Origin of the sequence: Oceanobacillus sp. FSL K6-0118 (assembly GCF_038006665.1) — a bacterium.
GTDB lineage: Bacteria > Bacillota > Bacilli > Bacillales > Amphibacillaceae > Oceanobacillus > Oceanobacillus caeni.
In genome coordinates, this window is sequence record NZ_JBBOVR010000001.1 from 188,029 (window position 1) to 206,036 (window position 18,008).

The 18,008-nt window shown below is 34.7% G+C and carries 18 protein-coding genes; 8 read left to right on the top strand and 10 right to left on the bottom strand.

Annotation, left to right across the window (positions count from 1 at the left end; genetic code table 11):
• Nucleotides 1-116 precede the first annotated feature (116 nt).
• From MHI02_RS00880 to MHI02_RS00910, 7 genes are all read left to right on the top strand, one after another.
• Nucleotides 117-854, top strand: a complete 738-nt coding sequence (locus MHI02_RS00880) for a GTP pyrophosphokinase (protein ID WP_216883980.1) — start codon at nt 117-119, stop codon at nt 852-854.
• Between the two features lie 639 nt (nt 855-1,493).
• Nucleotides 1,494-1,694 (top strand): hypothetical protein, encoded by a 201-nt coding sequence (locus MHI02_RS00885; protein ID WP_204798087.1) that lies wholly within the window; start codon nt 1,494-1,496, stop codon nt 1,692-1,694.
• Nucleotides 1,695-1,884: 190 nt separating this feature from the next.
• Nucleotides 1,885-2,601, top strand: coding sequence for a bifunctional nitric oxide dioxygenase/dihydropteridine reductase 2 (locus MHI02_RS00890; RefSeq protein ID WP_047186169.1), 717 nt, complete (start codon nt 1,885-1,887; stop codon nt 2,599-2,601).
• A 309-nt stretch (nt 2,602-2,910) separates the two neighbouring features.
• Nucleotides 2,911-3,219, top strand: coding sequence for a hypothetical protein (locus tag MHI02_RS00895; RefSeq protein ID WP_068676015.1), 309 nt, complete (start codon nt 2,911-2,913; stop codon nt 3,217-3,219).
• A gap of 97 nt (nt 3,220-3,316) precedes the next feature.
• Nucleotides 3,317-3,517, top strand: a complete 201-nt coding sequence (locus tag MHI02_RS00900) for a hypothetical protein (protein WP_047186171.1) — start codon at nt 3,317-3,319, stop codon at nt 3,515-3,517.
• Between the two features lie 447 nt (nt 3,518-3,964).
• Nucleotides 3,965-4,153, top strand: coding sequence for a hypothetical protein (locus tag MHI02_RS00905; RefSeq protein WP_047186199.1), 189 nt, complete (start codon nt 3,965-3,967; stop codon nt 4,151-4,153).
• 262 nt (nt 4,154-4,415) lie between these two features.
• A complete protein-coding gene (locus MHI02_RS00910) occupies nt 4,416-4,766 on the top strand; it encodes a DoxX family protein (protein WP_060668977.1) in 351 nt (116 codons plus the stop codon).
• Between the two features lie 492 nt (nt 4,767-5,258).
• Here the strand turns inward: MHI02_RS00910 and MHI02_RS00915 are convergent, their stop codons facing one another.
• The 6 genes from MHI02_RS00915 to yycF form a co-directional block, all read right to left on the bottom strand.
• Nucleotides 5,259-6,479: a S1C family serine protease gene (locus tag MHI02_RS00915; protein WP_341165584.1), complete on the bottom strand. Its 1,221-nt coding sequence runs from the start codon at nt 6,477-6,479 to the stop codon at nt 5,259-5,261.
• 73 nt (nt 6,480-6,552) lie between these two features.
• Nucleotides 6,553-7,338 (bottom strand): MBL fold metallo-hydrolase, encoded by a 786-nt coding sequence (locus tag MHI02_RS00920; RefSeq protein WP_060668975.1) that lies wholly within the window; start codon nt 7,336-7,338, stop codon nt 6,553-6,555.
• Complete coding sequence (locus MHI02_RS00925; RefSeq protein WP_257455704.1) at nt 7,335-8,276, bottom strand: two-component system regulatory protein YycI; 942 nt, start codon at nt 8,274-8,276, stop codon at nt 7,335-7,337. Before MHI02_RS00925 ends, MHI02_RS00920 begins: the two co-directional genes overlap by 4 nt.
• A gap of 17 nt (nt 8,277-8,293) precedes the next feature.
• Nucleotides 8,294-9,568, bottom strand: a complete 1,275-nt coding sequence (locus tag MHI02_RS00930) for a YycH family regulatory protein (RefSeq protein ID WP_047186176.1) — start codon at nt 9,566-9,568, stop codon at nt 8,294-8,296.
• Complete coding sequence (gene walK, locus MHI02_RS00935; protein ID WP_047186177.1) at nt 9,568-11,400, bottom strand: cell wall metabolism sensor histidine kinase WalK; 1,833 nt, start codon at nt 11,398-11,400, stop codon at nt 9,568-9,570. Before walK ends, MHI02_RS00930 begins: the two co-directional genes overlap by 1 nt.
• Before the next feature lie 6 nt (nt 11,401-11,406).
• Nucleotides 11,407-12,111 carry a response regulator YycF gene (gene yycF, locus MHI02_RS00940; protein WP_047186178.1) on the bottom strand — a complete coding sequence of 235 codons (705 nt, stop codon included), beginning with the start codon at nt 12,109-12,111 and terminating at the stop codon, nt 11,407-11,409.
• A 165-nt stretch (nt 12,112-12,276) separates the two neighbouring features.
• Here yycF and cdaS point away from each other — a divergent pair, with 165 nt between their 5' ends.
• The gene (gene cdaS / locus MHI02_RS00945; protein WP_047186179.1) at nt 12,277-12,891 is read left to right on the top strand and encodes a sporulation-specific diadenylate cyclase CdaS; all 615 of its coding nucleotides are present in this window, start codon (nt 12,277-12,279) and stop codon (nt 12,889-12,891) included.
• Between the two features lie 30 nt (nt 12,892-12,921).
• Here cdaS and dnaB read toward each other — a convergent pair whose 3' ends face one another.
• The 4 genes from dnaB to MHI02_RS00965 all read right to left on the bottom strand — a co-directional run bounded on the left by dnaB (nt 12,922) and on the right by MHI02_RS00965 (nt 17,938).
• Complete coding sequence (gene dnaB / locus MHI02_RS00950; RefSeq protein ID WP_047186180.1) at nt 12,922-14,292, bottom strand: replicative DNA helicase; 1,371 nt, start codon at nt 14,290-14,292, stop codon at nt 12,922-12,924.
• A gap of 255 nt (nt 14,293-14,547) precedes the next feature.
• Entirely contained in the window at nt 14,548-14,994 is a 447-nt protein-coding gene (gene rplI, locus MHI02_RS00955) for a 50S ribosomal protein L9 (protein ID WP_060668969.1), read from the bottom strand.
• Nucleotides 14,991-16,964, bottom strand: a complete 1,974-nt coding sequence (locus MHI02_RS00960; protein WP_060668968.1) for a DHH family phosphoesterase — start codon at nt 16,962-16,964, stop codon at nt 14,991-14,993. Before MHI02_RS00960 ends, rplI begins: the two co-directional genes overlap by 4 nt.
• Nucleotides 16,965-16,993: 29 nt before the next feature.
• The gene (locus MHI02_RS00965) at nt 16,994-17,938 is read right to left on the bottom strand and encodes a YybS family protein (RefSeq protein ID WP_060668967.1); all 945 of its coding nucleotides are present in this window, start codon (nt 17,936-17,938) and stop codon (nt 16,994-16,996) included.
• Nucleotides 17,939-18,008 lie beyond the last annotated feature (70 nt).

The following is an 18,008-nucleotide window of genomic DNA, read 5'->3' on the forward strand; positions in this document are numbered from 1 at the left end:
CACGCCCACGATTTTTTTCTTATGCCCTACAAGTTATAATGATGATAGTAATCAAAATTACGATTTACCTTATCAGAGTCAAAACTTTTCCCTTATAGAAAGGAACTATAAATACAATGGCATCACATGAACCAATTAATAAAGAAACATTAGATGAATTACGCATTAAGATTACAAGATTTGGCATGGCTTATAAATTTGCATTAGATGAAATTAGTACGAAAGTGAATATATTGAAAGAGGAATTTCGTTTAGTACATGATTACAATCCTATTGAGCACGTAAATACACGTGTGAAATCAGCCGAGAGTCTTATCAAAAAAGTACAAAGGAAAAGCTTACCTTTATCATTAGAGGCCATTCAAGAAAATATTAAGGATATCGCAGGAATCCGAATTATTTGTTCGTTTGCATCTGATATTTATCGGATTAGCAAGATGATACAAGCACAATCTGATATTGAAGTAATAGAAGTGAAGGACTATATTCAACATCCAAAATCGAATGGTTATCAAAGCCTCCATATTATCATGAAGATTCCCGTTTTCATGTCAGACCGTAAAATACATGTGTATGTAGAAATGCAAATACGTACGATTGCAATGGATTTCTGGGCGAGTTTAGAACATAAGATTTACTATAAGTACAATAAGCAAGTGCCTGAGCATTTAACTAGGCAATTAAAAGAAGCTGCAGATACTGTAGCTGAGCTTGATCGCAAAATGGAGCATATTAATAATGAAATTAATATTTTGAAGGGAAATGATACATCAACTGATACGGAAGAACTGTTATTTAATCCGAGGGAAATGATGATACAGATGTTGAAAGATATGGATGTATCCGAACAGTGAAGATGAATTAAGAAGGATATCTATATAAATTTTTCCTATAGTAAAAACTAAATACTTTAAACACCCTAGCCAAAAACTATCCTCACATTTCTTAAGGATAGTTTTTTTATTAAAATATTTAGAAGCCAATCCTAAATTAATTGTCTTAATTTTCCCTAAACAGGTGAACCATTATGGTAATATTGTATAAAAAGACACTTAACTTAATGGCAGATTAGTAGGAGGATTTTTATTGATATTCATTGGCTTTGTCGTCATAGTTATCACACTTTTAGCAGTAGAAAGGCATCTAAACAAAATGAGGAAATCATAAATTTATTAAAAGAAATAAAGGAAAATCAATAAGCTAACTAGTGCAACGGTTTAACAGCAATCGATATATGGAGAGGGGTTTTTCGAATAAAAAGAATAATTATATTAGTTCTATTTACAGGGTTAATAAGTGCCTGTTCTAACAATGAAGAGGTAACTCAACATAACTATCTATTTGTAGGAGAAGGAAAATACTGGTCGGCTGAATTAATATATAAAGCAGAAGAAGTATGGGGTAAAGATGCCGATGATATAAACACGTATTCAAGTGAAGATGAGTATACCTTTAAGTTAACATATAAAGGAGATTTAAACGAAATTGCTTCCATGAAACAATTAGATTATGAATATAACGGTCCAACTGGAGGAGGTAGTTTATCGGAAACCTTTGATGAACCTGTCTCTGTTAAAGAGTTTACTTCAAGGGGTGGTGGATCTGGAGCGATTATGAGGAAGGATATGGTCGTTCATGTTGAAGTGAAGTGGGACGATAACGAGGAATCTTTTGAATTAGTTGTAAAAGAATGAGTGATTGTGGAATTACCTAGTTGATCCCTGTTCAGCAGCGGGCCATTATCTAGAAAAATACTTTTGAAAGTAGGTTACAAAAATATGCTGATAATGAATCTGAATAACCAATCCGTTTAATTGAGAATTATTATCAATTGTTGTATATTAGATAGTAACGATACAAATAATTGAGTTAGGAGAAGATATAATGCAAATATATTGGACTAAAATAAATAAAATTATTGATGAAACGCCTGAAGTTAAAACGTACCTCCTTGACTGTCCGGAAGACTTTACATGGGAAGAAGGTTCCCATACACACTTCGGACTGGAAGGTTTTAATGCCGGAGATAAACCAAATCGCAGCCTAATTCGCCACATGTCCATCTCCACTTTACCACATGAAAATTCAATCGGTATCACAACACGCATCAGAGAGCAGTGCTCTGAGTTTAAATCGATTTTAAGAAACCTTGAAGTCGGCAATGAAGTTGCAATATTTAAAACCCATTCGAATGTACCACTTAAAAGAGAAAACAAAAATGTTTACCTGCTGTCATCGGGTGTTGGCCTAGCAACTTTTAGACCGCTTGTACTTGATTATTTCGAACGTGCTGACAACGTCAATCAAATTCATTCCCTGAACATTGATTCAGCAAAAGAATTCTTATTCCCTAATATTTTTGAATCCGCGCCTGACAAGAAGTTTACATCACAGTTTGTCGATAACCGTAAAGACTACTATGAAGAAGTGAAAAGTCTTGCTGCAGACAAGGATGGACTCTTCTATGTTGTCGGTAGTGATGAATTCCTCGTGCAGAACATTGAAGTACTACGTGAGCAGGGCATCAAACCAGAACAGATTATGCTTGACAAGCGTGAACAACAACTGCCTGAGTTTTTATCATTTGATTTATCCATTTAAGCGAGTCAAAATATTTTCTTGTTAAATACTAACTAGATATTCCATTAATGGGCGCTTTTCTTTAATAGGAAGGCGTCTTTTTCTTTTATACAAAAATGTTATTCGAATATTATGTTAGTATGGGAAGGAGAGATTAAGTGAGCGGGCAGGATTTGTTTAATAAGGAGACACATTATAATGACAAAGCAAATGAAGCATTTTGAAAACAAGGTGGCGCTAGTGACCAGGAGGGCGTTCGGAGATTGGCCGAGCCATTTCTCGCCGACTGCATGAAAAAGGAGCAACTGTGACCAGGAGGGCTGTGATTATTTGAAGAACAATATTACATCAAAGAAGCATAGTATCATTAGCTATATTTCTTTGGTTAATGGCATTATTTGCTTTTTTATTGTATTTATAACGCCGACAAGAATAGCAAATATCGGGAATTCAGTTGGGGATAATATAACATTTTTACTTACGGGAACTGGCATCGTACTATCCCTCATTGGAATAGTTAAGAAAACGGAGAAAAATGTAATCCCTATTATTTCTTTAATCCTCTCATCGTCTTTCTTTATATTTTGGATCATTGTGATTATCTTATTGTTCACTGGTCAAATCAGCTTTGCTCCATAGTGAAAATAATTTAAAACTGAAGGGATATCGGGGAACTAAGCTTAGATTACTAAAATCCAAATTTTAGTTCCAATGTTCGGGAAAGGGGCTAATATACTTGATCATCTTTGTAGAAATTTTACGTGCAGTTGCTAGCGCATTACTTGTTTTGAGTTCCGCATTCTATTTACGACATTTAGAAAGGACTAAAAAACAAAGAAAACTTTCAACCCTTGAATTTACAATGTACATAACCATACAAATCGCATATATTTCCGTTGCAATCAGTTTATTGATTTCAGTATTTATTATTAATTGATTAGTGCTGGTAATACTGTTGTTTTGGGAAGTAGATTTATAATGGACTGACATTAAAGTTGCAGCTTATTTTTGAAAAGGAAATTGTGTAATCATTGCTCATTAGTTTTACTTATTATTATGAATTATGGAGCTAAAGGTCAAGTTTGTTAAGGAGTTAGCCTAAATAAATACTTTCAAATACACGAGGTGATTATGTTGGATAATGAACTCATAATAGTTTTCTTGGCTGTTTTTTCTGCGATTATTGGAGGCATGGTTATATTAAATACAAGGAAACAGAGTAAAAAGAAGAGATAACGGAGTCCATTATGAAATGGCTGAACATAACACATACATAAAGTTGTAAAAAGACTTATAACAAAAGCTTGGGGATAATCTTTCTACTTTTTTTATTTTTTACTTATAAAGGAAGCAATAAATTATAGCTTCTTATGGGGAGGATAGTATGTTTAAAAAGAATATTGGAATCCCAATAATTGCATTTCTTTTTTTAACCGTAAAGCAATTCATTTTTAACAGTGACATACATTGGGTTGACAACATTATTTTTTCTGTGCTTTTATTTTTAATTTATCCTATTGGGAAGTGGATAAACAAACCATATGATTGGAGTAAAAGGAAAAAGGAAAGATAGGGTGATTTTTCTATAGCAGTAGACTGCCAATCTTGAATTAAGGATAGCACCTTTCACTATAAGGTAAAGAGAAATAGGACTATACCATTTAATATTGATCATTAAAAATACCAGTCTCTTTCGCATTAAGTAGGCTGGTATTTTTTCTATGTAACCATTTAAGATATCCACAAAAACAGGAAACACATCAACTGCTTGTCAATGTTGTCCACCTTTTAGCATATGAATATAGTAATAATGTATTTAGGGGGTTGAGAAAGAGATGCAGATGACAAGGTGGGTTTGTTATGCAATTGGCTACGTTTTTATCACATCAGGAGTTATTAAATTAATTAATGGTGATTTTAAAATAATTTTTGCGAATTTGGGTATTCCTTATCCAGAACTCTTATTGTTTCTCGTTGCAATAGCAGAAATTGTGTGTGGGACTTTAATTTGTGCTCGAATGTATATAAGAAAGGCTTCGTCCATACTAATTGTTATTATGTTAGCTGCCGTTCTTCTGACCAAATTACCTCTGCTTTCAAGTGGAGCCTTCTTACACTTCTTATTTGAAGCTAGGCTAGATTTTGTAATGCTTCTTTTATTGTTAGCAGTTTATAAATACAATTAACCATTATTGGAAATCTGTTGATAATTAGTTAATAACAGCACTTTTATTCCACATTATTGCTATTTATCCACAAACTTATCAACATATGCACAAATGTTCGTAGTTATTTTGTTACCGAACATTCTTTCTATACCATATATTGTATTTATCTACAGGTATATCCACACGCTGTGGATAATACCTGTGAATAACAAACAGCTATCTTCCATCCAGAAGATAGCTGTTTTCTTGTGTATAAATTTATGAACAGAAGTATACAAATGAGCTTATTAAATTCTTTCTTAAAGAAGGACACGTCCAGCTCCAGCGCCTAGCGAGACTTCCCTCACCTCCGTACGATAAGTCAACATCGACTCACTGTTAAGGAAGGTCGACTAAAACCGGCCTTTGCGGCCAACGTCGACATACCCCTATGAAGGGGCATGTTTCCTTTATCTCCTGCGGCTCAGTCCAGTCCGTACGTCACTAAACGGGCGCTTCCGCTTTTGTTCTTTATTGTGCTCCGAGTTCAAAAGTTGTTTCTTTTCGTTTTCCATTGCGATAATAGGTTACTTTTACCTTTTCCCCAATTTTCTTTTCTTGATATAAAATCTTGCGTAAATCAATCATTGACATTGTTGGTTTATCATCTAGTGCAGTAATTACGTCCAACTGCTTTAAACCAGCTCTATCAGCCGGGGATAACGGTTCGACAGTCCAAACATATACTCCGCCTTCTACATCCTTAGGTAGTTTTAAAGTATCCTTCCATTCCGCTTGCGGGACTTCATCTAGCGAATAGATTTCAACACCTAAGTATGGTCGAACCACTTCTCCATTAGTCTCTAATTCATTCATAACTGGCAGTGCAAAGTCGATGGGAATAGAAAAAGCAATTCCTTCCACCGCTTCTTGGTTAATTTTCATCGAATTAATACCAATTAATTGGCCGGAAATATTAATAAGTGCCCCACCACTGTTACCCGGGTTGATTGCCGCATCTGTTTGAATTACTTCCGCCTGCCAATCCGCTCTACCATCTTGATCAAAATCTTGTGGTATCGTACGTTCTTTTCCACTTATTACACCTTGTGTTACTGTACTTGAGAACATATGACCAAGAGGATTCCCTATCGCAATAGCAGGTTCGCCTACCTTAACATTACCGGATGAGCCAATATCTATTACCTTTTCTACATTTGAGGCGTCCATTCGTAATACAGCTAAATCGGTGAAAATATCGCTTCCGATTATCTCTGCTGGAATGGAGGTTTCATTATATAATACAACCTCAACCTCATCTGCACCTTCAATAACATGATGGTTTGTCACAACATAAGCATTTCCATCTTTTACTTTATAGATAACCCCAGACCCTGTAGCAACCTCGCTTACCTCTGATTGATGCCAATAATCAGCACTTTCCATGAGATTCGAAACACCTACAACTGCTGGGGTAACCTTATTCACTATTTCAGTAATTTGAGTGGAGACATCTACATTAACAGAAGTATTAATGATTTCACCAGGAATTTCACCCTGACCATTCTGCTCCATATTCACTTTATTGAAGCTCTCTGTCTTTTCATTTTGTGTTCCAGCAAAAGATGGTATAACTTGAACTGCGAGAAATACTCCAATACCTAGTCCAACTAACATGGATAAAACCCAATAATATTTGCGTTTCTTTCTACGATGTGGATTTGGGGGATACCCTTCGTTATAATAGCCCATATATTTTCCCTCTTTTTATTAGTATTTACTATTACAGTAGTTTTCCTACTTTTAGGGAAAATACACGGGAAAATTAACTTACTTCAAATAATGATGTTGGCTCTTCTGGATCCGTGTCATATAAACCAATGTTAATTCCGCGTTCTTGAAGTACTTGATCAACAGACATACGTGCTAGATCTTTCATATTGTTATCTAAACTTAAGTGTGCTAAATAAATTCGCTTTGTACGATTACTAATAATATCTGCTAATGCTAATCCACTATCTTCATTAGAAACATGGCCGGAGTCCCCTAAAATTCGACGTTTTACACTCCAAGGATACCTGCCCATACGTAGCATTTCCACATCATGATTCGCTTCAAAGATATAGGCATCTGCGTCTTCCACGGTCTTCTTAATTCGCTCAGAAACATAACCTAAGTCTGTCACAAGCGCCACTTTCTTCCCGTTACTGTGAAATGTATAAAACATTGGTTCTGCTGCATCATGGGATACACCAAATGATTCTACATCCATATCCTCAAAGGTCTTAACTTCTTCCATCTGAAATAAAAACCTTTGATCTACTGACAATTTTCCAATTGACTTATCCATAGCTTTCCACGTTTTTTCATTTGCATAGATTGGTAGATTGTATTTGCGTGCAAAGATTCCTAATCCTTTAATATGATCACTATGCTCATGTGTAACTAAAATACCAGATAGATCAGACGGATCTACCTGGATTTTTTGAAATAACTCCGTAAGCTTCTTACCGCTTAGGCCCGCATCGACTAATAACTTCTGCCGTTCTGATTCGATATAAAAGGCATTTCCTGTACTTCCAGATGCCAACACACTAAAACGTAAAGTCATTTTTCTATTTCACTCCGATTTTTGAACTGTTGCTTTTTGTTTAACAAGTCTAAAAATGGTTCAAATTTCTTCTCATCTTTATCATCTAAAGAATGAATCTTATAGATGTTATCTTCAATCATAGTATTAAGAAAAGTTTTATCGATGCTGGAGAATGTAAAACCTTCAATAGCATTAATAAAGTAATTACGCTCCCCGCCATTTACCGTTACATTCCATGTAGGAGCAAATACTTGCTCACCCTCTTCAATTAACCTGGAATAATATCCTAACTCTATTTTTGTTACTTTATCATTAGGATGCAAATCGTTTGAATTATATAATGCTTCAATAGCTTGCATTTGCTGAATTAATGGCTTAGAACCAGAACCTTGAGCATCTGTTTTACTTAATAAGGTTTCTGTATAATGTGTTATTTCATTTTTATCATTTAAATAGACCAATAAAAGGCCAGGTCCATGTTCATTATAATACACCGTACGACCTTCAATTTGCTGGAAGAAAATCAACACATTTAAATCCTTATACCAATCCCAATATACGAATTCGTCCGGAAAAAATATTTGACCTTTTACTAAATCAGATATTTCTTGTTTTGTAGCATTCTTCGGGATAGGTATTGGATCATCTAGTTGAGATACAATAGAATTACCATTAATAACAGCTGTTTGTTGCCCATCTTTATTTTGAATCTTTTCTAATTCTTTTTCATCAAAAACTCTTTCCGAAGTTAAAATATATGTTTCTTCTTTTACATTCGTATCCAATTCAGGAAGACTTATATTATCTGCTTCTAATTGGTCTTCGATTGTCGTTTCTTGGCTAAAAATAATCCCTAGATCGGCATCTTGCTGCTTATGAACAAATTGAAAGACTAAATAGATATTAAGAATTAGGAAACTAAGGATAAATAGTGTTTTTATATGACCCCATTGCATCTCTTAGTCCCCCCTTTTTATTTTTCATTTTCTTTAGGATTAATTGGAATCCACTCTTTATTAATTTGCTGTTGTATAAACCAACTTGGTTCATAGACGATAATGTTTTCATCCTTCTCATAATTTAGTTGATATCCAATTTGTATATCGTTTATATCTTCAAGTTTATAATTTTGCTTCAGATAATCTAAGATTTCATCACTAGAAGGTAGTGTAACCTCATTATCACTAAGAGAGTTATTGCTACGGAAAAGCGGACGATTATACTCTATTAATCGTTGTCCCCATCTTTGTTCCATAATGCTTAAAGGACTAAATACTGGATATCCACTATAATACATCTGATAACGAATGACATTTTCATTTGTATTAATATCCATTAATTTAAATGTTTCTGTCCATCCCTGGTAGGAGTTTATATCTGAAATACTTTTGTTTAATAAATCCTCTGCAAATAAGGGTTCTTGATTTTCATTAATCGAACCTGGACTGATATACTCTATTCTTGCTTCATCTTGTGTCACACTCATTTGGCTACTATCCGTAAAATACGTTGTCCCTAGATTAGTATAATTCGATTGTCTTACAATAGAGGGATCTGAAAATAATACATCAACTAGATTATTCGGATTGATTTTACTGAATGTCTTTGTTTGTCTTGTTAATTTTATAGGTCCTTCAGGAATATATATAGACCTATCGTTTCCATTTTTAAATACAGATAATTTTCTAAGATCTTGTTTTTCTAAATAAGATGCTAATTCTTCATAGTTCTTTCTGTCTTGGATAACAGCAACAGCTTTATCCCTTCCATCTATAGAAGGAAACTCAACTCTTATAACACGTAATTCCTTATCCAATGTGAGATAAACCTTATCAAATGACCATATTGGTAATTCTAAATTGTTAACTTGAAAGGTAAAAATATTATCTAATAATTCCATTGGTAAAGGAGTGGGAAAAGTAATCTCTACATCATGTGCACGATTATTGTCCTCTATCTTTTCTAATTCAAAGTTATACAATTCCCATTGTTGAATTTCCTTAAAAAAGTCGCTTTGTTCTACTGGATTTTTGAACCCATAATGCTGATTTAAAACTTGAAAAACTATTTGCCTCGGTTCAATGAGTGTACGAATGGACTCCTCCGTACCATTTAGACTAAAATCCTCAGGCTTCGCATCACTTAATAGTTCTATACTTGGTTTATAATTCCACATTCCAAACGTAAGTAATAAACTAGTTCCTATTAAAAAGATTAAAATAAATGATTTTATCGTTTCAAGTTTCATCATCTACCCCTCCGCTTCTGATTCATCAGCGGAAGTGTAAAGAGAATAGTTGTCCCTTTACCTTCTTTACTTTTAGCCCAAATTTTACCGTGGTGGGCTTCAATGAGTTCTTTTGTAATTGCTAGTCCTAATCCCGTTCCACCTAATTTTCTTGATCTTGCCTTGTCAGCACGATAAAAACGTTCAAATATCTTGTCTAATTTATCGTACGCTATTCCTATTCCTTCGTCTTTTACACTTATCAACAAGTGATGTCTTTTCTGCTCTACCTTAAGTCGGATTTCTCCACCCTCAGGGGAATATTTAATTGCATTTGAAATAATATTATCCAATACTTGGGTCATTTTATCTTTATCAATCCAAACATAAAACAGGCCTTTAGGTAGTTCACGTTTAAAAGTAAGTTGCTCCGGAATATTCATTTCTAATCGATCTATCACGTGATGGAAATAACCTATAAATTCCGTTCGTTCCTTATGCATTGGATATTCATCTTGATCCAGCTTAGATAATTGCAATAGATCATTGACCATTCTAATCATACGGTCTGTCTCGTTTTGTGCAACATTTAAAAAGCGTGGAGCAATTTCTTTATCTTGCCAAGCCCCTTCTGTTAATGCCTCAATGTAACTCTTCATCGTCGTTAAAGGTGTTCTTAGTTCATGAGATACATTTGAAACAAACTCTCGTCGTTCTTGTTCTACCTTTTCTTGTTCTGTTACATCGCTTAAAACAGCAATAAACCCAGTTATTTCGTCCTCATCGTCAACTACAGTAGAGAAGTTAGCCCGAATTAATAAAGGTTCATCATCTTCACTAAAATCAATAATAATGGAACCACTATCTTGGAGCTCCGTTATATCAACAATTTTATCTTCTAATTGTAAAACATCTAAAAAGTAATCCCCGATAATATCATCAGGATTTTGACCGATTAATCTTCCAGCAGATTCATTTGTCAGCGTGATGATTCCAGAATTATCAATTGAGATAACTCCATCTGACATGTTCAATAGTACCGAGCTTAGTTTTCGCCGTTCCTCTTCAATTGTTGCATAGGAGTGTTTTAATCTACTATTTAAATCATTAAAAGTCTCAGCCAATTGGCCAATCTCATCTTTACCATAAACATTTACTTTCTGTGTAAAGTCCCCTTTAGCCATTATTTGTGCCTGTCTTCGCATTTCCATTATTGGCTTCGTAATGGTTCGAGCCACTAATATGCCTAAAAATGCGGATATACCTATAGCTAGGATAGACCCTTGAATAAAAATATCATTAATTTCATTTAATTGGTCGTAAACGGTTTGAATGGGAGCTTTAGCATAGATAATACCGACAACTGTACCTTCTTTGTCATATAAAGGTAATGCTTGTACATATACACGCTCCTGTGTTTCCTCATCCAACATGATATCGTCTTTAAAGGAATTAAAGAATAACGCATTATCAATAATATCCTGACTTGTTTTCTTACCAATATCTTTCTGATAGTTAGAATCATTAGTCCCAATAATACGACCTTGATTATTAATCACCTGAATACTTGTTAATGCTGTATCAATACTTATCTCATCTACTATTTGCTGAACTTCTTGATGTAATGTTAGTCCTTCCCCGTCTTCCGTTCTTTCCTTATTAAAAGCTTGTTCTAAATTATAACTAAGCAGGTCCATACGCTCACTAATCGATTCGGTGTAGTTCATTAAGAGCTCATCTTCAAGCTTTTTCATAAAAAAGGTACCTATTACCTGCATTGCTAATAACAGTAATAGAATGTATATAATAATGAATTTTAATTGTATAGAACGGAAAAAACCAACTTTATTCATGCAACATTACTCCTGTTCAGGATTACGTAAATAATACCCAACACCTCGTCGAGTGATAATCCAAGTCGGATTACTAGGGTTCTCCTCAATTTTCTCACGTAGTCTTCTAACGGTTACATCCACCGTACGAACATCACCGAAATAATCATAGCCCCATACCGTTTCAAGTAGATGTTCACGAGTCATAACCTGTCCGATATGTCGAGCTAAATAATGTAGTAATTCGAATTCACGGTGTGTAAGCTCTATTTGAATTCCATCTCGTGACACTACATAAGCATCTGGATGTATTGTTAAGTTACCAATTTCTATGTCGCTAGATTCCTTTTCAGGTTCAACGTCAGGAACTTGTTGTCTACGTAAATTTGCCTTTACTCGGGCAATTAATTCGCGGTTACTGAAAGGCTTTGTCACATAGTCATCCGCTCCAAGTTCTAAACCTAATACTTTATCTATTTCAGAATCCTTTGCCGTTAACATAATAATTGGCATTGTTTGTGTTTTTCTAATTTCACGTAATACTTCATTTCCATCTTTATTTGGAAGCATTATATCTAATAAAATTAAGTCAGGTTTTTCTTTTTCTGCTAATTTGATGGCATCATCACCATCGTAAGCACAAATAACCTGGTATCCTTCTTTTTCTAAGTTGAATTGTAATATATCTGCAATTGGCTGTTCATCATCAACTACTAAAATCTTCTGAGCCATACTCTCACTTCCTTTTGCAATTGCTTACTCTATTTTACCGCAAATTAAACAATATGTCTTTATTTGGGCTAATTTCATCTAACTAAATAATTTACATAATAACTCTGTATAATAACAATCATATAGCCAAAAATAATGTTTATATTAAACATGGGGTGTTAATGAATGTCAAACACTAACTTGCCAATTCCTTTAATAACACAATTAAGAGGGAATCTAGAAATTCTATCTAATCAAATCCATAACATGCTTAAACATACTGATATCACGAAAACAGATATTCTTAATGACTTTGAAGAACTTCATCAGCTCTTTCATGATGTTCAAGTAAATGCAGCATCTTTTTATTTACGGAGTTTTCTTGCTCCATTTACTGATCAATTCGAAGTACTGTCTACCGCAATTCAACATCTATCTAAACGAAATCATGGAGCACTTATTGTCATTCAACGCCATGATCATTTAGATTCCTTTATCCATTCTGGTATTAACGTTCAAGCAAAGTTATCCTCCCCTTTACTAGAGTCTATCTTTTATACGGGTAATCCCTTGCATGATGGAGCGGTTTTAATCTGTAAAGATAGGATTGTTTCAGCTGGAAATGTTCTTCCACTGTCAACAAAAGAAATCCATTTAAAAGTTGGAACTAGACATCGCGCAGCAATCGGGATTACAGAATTAACTGATGCATTAGTTCTCGTTGTATCTGAGGAAACAGGTAGAGCCACATTTGCTTTAAGTGGTAATTTATACCCAATTATGACAAAAGGCTTAACATAAAAAACAGCCTAGTGAGGCTGTTTTTTATTCTTATGACATCGCTACTGGCGGGATATCACTTGTGCTATATCTATGATCTAAGTCTACGAATTTATTGTATTCTTTCACAAAGGCAAGCTCAACCGTACCAACTGGACCATTACGTTGTTTTGCAAGTATGATTTCAATGATATTTTGCTTTTCGGATTCTTTATCATAGTAATCATCTCGATATAAGAATCCAACAATATCCGCATCCTGCTCAATACTTCCCGATTCTCGTAAGTCAGACATCATCGGTCGTTTATCTTGACGTGATTCTACACCACGGGATAGCTGTGATAAGGCTATTAGTGGCACATCTAATTCACGCGCTAATCCTTTTAACGATCTCGATATTTCGGAAACCTCTTGTTGACGGTTTTCTCCTGAATTTCCACTTCCCTGTATTAATTGTAGGTAATCAATCAATATCATACCAAGACCATGTTCCTGTTTTAAACGACGACATTTAGAACGAATTTCACTAACTCGTATACCTGGGGAGTCATCAATATAGATTCCAGCATTAGATAAAGACCCCATTGCCATCGTTAGTTTTGTCCAGTCTTCTGCCTCTAATTGTCCATTACGCAATCTCTGAGCATCGATATTTCCTTCCGCACAAAGCATACGTTGAACCAATTGATCCGCACCCATTTCTAGACTGAATATCGCGACGTTTTCGTCTGTATTCACTGCAACACTTTGGGCAACATTCAAAGCAAACGCCGTTTTACCTACCGATGGGCGTGCTGCGATAATGATAAGATCATTCCGTTGAAACCCTGATGTAATTTTATCCAAATCTCTAAAGCCAGTTGGTATTCCTGTTACATCCCCGTTTTGTTGATGTAATCTCTCAATATTATCATATACATCTATTAATACATCTTTAATAGATTTGAATGCTCCTGAGTTTTTTCGACTGGAAACCTCTAGTATCCCTTTTTCCGCGTCATTTAGAACATCTGCTACATCGTCTTCCTTTTCAAAACTGGAAGTCACAATATCAGTAGCTGTTCGAATGAGACGTCTTAAAAGTGCCTTTTCCTCTACAATCTTACAATAATATTCTATATTAGCCGCGGTTGGGACACTTTCAGCTAGTTGTGTGAGATATACAACTCCACCAACTTCATCTAGTTGTTTAGCATCATTTAGGTAAGATGTAACTGTAATGACATCTATAGGCTCCCCACGATCTGCAAGTTTCATCATAGCTGCAAAGATTCTTTGATGTGCGGCACGATAAAAATCTTCGGGAACTAATTTTTCTGATGCTGTAGAAAAGGCCTCAGGTTCTAGAAAAACAGCACCGATAACGGATTGCTCAGCCTCCATATTATGAGGCGGTGTACGTTCATTCCATGTTTGGCTCATAGTTTTTTCGTTCTCTCCCTTTAGCTCTACTTAGAAATTTATCTGTTAGAGGATGTTCAAAAAGTCCGGTGAAAATGACACTTCACATTTCTTCGTTGGTGATAGCGCATTTAGCAGACCTCGATCTTTTTGATCCTCTTTTTTCAACACGCTGTATTAGTTGAAGATTTTTGGATGCGTTGATATATATTGAAGTTGGTGTCTTGGAAGCAGAAGAAATCGGCACTAAGCCGATTTCCCTCCTTTTATTTTACTTTATTGTTCCACTACATGAACTTTGATAGTTCCAGATACTTCATGATGTAATTTTACAGGAACATTCGTGTATCCTAAAGACCTAATGGGTTGGTCTAACTCAATTTTCCTTTTATCAATTTTATATCCATAGTTTTTATTTAAAACATCTGCAATTTGTTTACTTGTAATAGATCCAAATAATCTGCCACTATCTCCTGATTTAGCCTTAATTTCCACTGTTAAATTCTCAATCTCTTCTTTCAATTTAACTGCATCATCTTTTTCTTTTTGTTCGATTGCAGCATCTTTTTTCTTTTTCGCCTCAAGTGCTTTTAAATTACCGGGAGTCGCTTCTTCGGCTAAGTTATTCTTTAATAAGAAATTACGTGCATAACCATCTGAAACGTTTTTTACATCTCCTTTTTTACCTTTTCCTTTAACATCTTTAAGAAATATTACTCTCATTCCGATTCTCTCCCCTCTAAATATTCCGTTATAATATCTTTTAATAGCTCAGTAGCATCATCAATCGTTGTATCTTCTATCTGAGTCGCTGCATTCGTTAAATGACCGCCACCATTCATTTTTTCCATGATAACTTGTACATTCACTTTGCCTAACGACCTTGCACTTATACCTATTCTACCATCGTCCCGTTCTGATATAACGAAGGAAGCTGTAATACCTGTCATCGTAAGTAATGTATCAGCAGCTTGTGCTATTAATACAGGACCAAATATTTCCCCTGATTCTGCTTTCGCTATAGCTATATTACCTTTGAAAATCTCTGCACGTTCAATTAATTTAGCACGTTTTATATACAAATCAATGTCTTCTTTCATAAACTGCTGAACGAGAACAGTATCCGCACCTCTTGAACGTAAATAAGATGCCGCATCAAAGGTTCGTGATCCCGTTCTTAATGTAAAACTCTTCGTATCGACAATAATTCCAGCTAACAGGGCTGTTGCTTCAACCATTTTTAATTTTAAACTTTTTGGCTGATATTCCAATAACTCCGTAACTAGCTCGGCAGTAGAAGAAGCATAAGGTTCCATGTAAACTAATGTAGGATTTCCGATAAAGTCTTCCCCTCTTCGGTGATGGTCAATTACAACTGTATTGTCAGTTTTGTTTAAGAGACTGGCATCTGCTACCATAGAAGGCTTATGCGTATCTACCACAACAATGAGACTCTGGCTTGTCATGATTTCCTCCGCTTCAAATGGCTCTATAAAATATCGCCATAGCTCTTCGTCTGCTTTTAAAGCATCTACTAAACGATGAACACCTGTGTCTACATCATCTGGATCAAATACGATATAACCTTTTGCATTATTCGCTTTGGCAATATTTAAAATACCAATCGCAGACCCTAATGAATCCATATCTGGGGATTTATGACCCATAATAATAACATTATCACTCGTTTTTACAAGCTCGGTCAGCGCATGAGAAATAACTCTAGCTCTAACTCGAGTCCGTTTTTCCATTGGATTTGTTTTTCCGCCATAAAAACGGACCTTGCCAGACTCATCCTTAATTGCCACTTGGTCACCACCACGACCTAAAGCAAGGTCTAAACATGATTGTGCTAGTTCACCCAAATCTGGTAAAGGCAAATTACCTGTCCCTACTCCTATACTTAGTGTAACAGGATTATTCTGTTCAACTATCAACTCTCGAACTTCATCTAATATATCAAATTTAACCTTTTCCAGTTGTTGTAATATTTGTTTCGTTCCTACTGCTAAAAAACGTTCCTGTGAGGTACGTTTCAAATAAAGGCCATATTCACTAGCCCAATTATTTAATACCGATGTTACCTGGGAGTTCAATTGGCTTTTAGCCGTATCATCCATGTTTTGGGTGATTTCCTCATAATTATCTAAAAAGATAACAGCTAAAACGGTTTGTTCACTTTCATATTTAGCTTTAAGTTCCACTTGCGCCGTTCGATCAAAAAAGTATAGCAACTTCTCTTCTTTACGAATCATAGTGAGAAATTTTAATTCATTTAACTCAACTAAAACCTCTTCCTTATCCTCTTTAATCATGGGAATTAGTTGTTCAGAAATGATATTTAAGGATTCACCTACAATAGAATCCTTCTCACTTAATTTATTCATATAGGGATTAGACCACTCAATTTTATAATCGTCATTAAACAGTATAATTCCAAAAGGCATTTCAAGTAGTGCCTCTTCCCCTACTTTTTTAACCCGATGGGAAATCGTTGAAATATACGCTTCCGTTTTATCTATCAAAGTTCTTTCTGTTCGAATGGAATAGTATATGGAGGCTAAGAGTAATATAGTCATGAAAACACCTAACATCCACTCGTAATACCAGATCAATGCGAGTAATATCACGGATAACGTATAGATTACCCATAAGTGCTTACTAAGTGTAGGTTTCTTTTGGTTATTCGGCATAGATTTCAACTCCTATAAAGCACCTTCTTTTATTTTTTCCTCATCAGGCGTTCCCTCATATTAAAACCAATATCAAATATACCTATAATACGTACAAGGGTTAAGAATATGACAGGAAGTAAAACCGTAAGTATAATACTCAAGATTGGGATAAACTTTGGTAATTTCTTATGATGTGTATAATAAAAGATAAAAGAAAAACCTTGTATTGCTAACAAGAAACTAAGTAACACATCCGCATTTTGAAATATTAAATATACAATCCCAGACGAGTTTAGTTCAAAAAGGGAAAAAATAATTACAATCAAGTATAGTCCAAGTATGCTTGTAGGAAAACGTAACGTACGAAATGGAGGGAAGTACAAATCCCTCTTCTGTATTCTATTTAACATCTTATAACTGACCCATTGGCTAATTAAAGCTAAAAGGAATGCAGTTGTGATTAATAGTACTGGTAGAATATCGATAAAGTGCTGTATTTGGATTTCCATTAATTCCTGAATCTGTTCTGTTTGACCTTGCATTCCTACACTTTCAAGAAAGGCCGTACTCATTTCTACAGATTCAGAAATCATTGTACGTAACTCGGTCATAAAGTTTACTTGGAAAAGGACCTGAGTCGATACAAAAAGTAACAATAATCCAATTACAAAACCGAATGCACCTCTTGCTAATGTTTCATATGCTGATAAGTCTTTATAAATTGCACTACCGATTATAATTCCACCAAGCCCTACTACTATAGGTATTGCTATGGTATAAATAGATGCTAACAAGACAGTAAATAAAATAGCTAATACCCATACTACTAAGGATGGTTTCCAATTATATTTTGCTGCATAAAGCACAAAAGGTACTGGCAATAAAAATATACTAACCATCGATAAAAATGGAACAAAAATAGTAATAAATAATAGCATCATATAAATAACTATCACTAATGTTCCATCCATAATTTTTTTGGATTGATTCATTATAGCACCTCAAATAATCTTCTATAAAGGGAAAAATTTACCTATTCAATAGTCCTAGTCAACCTATATG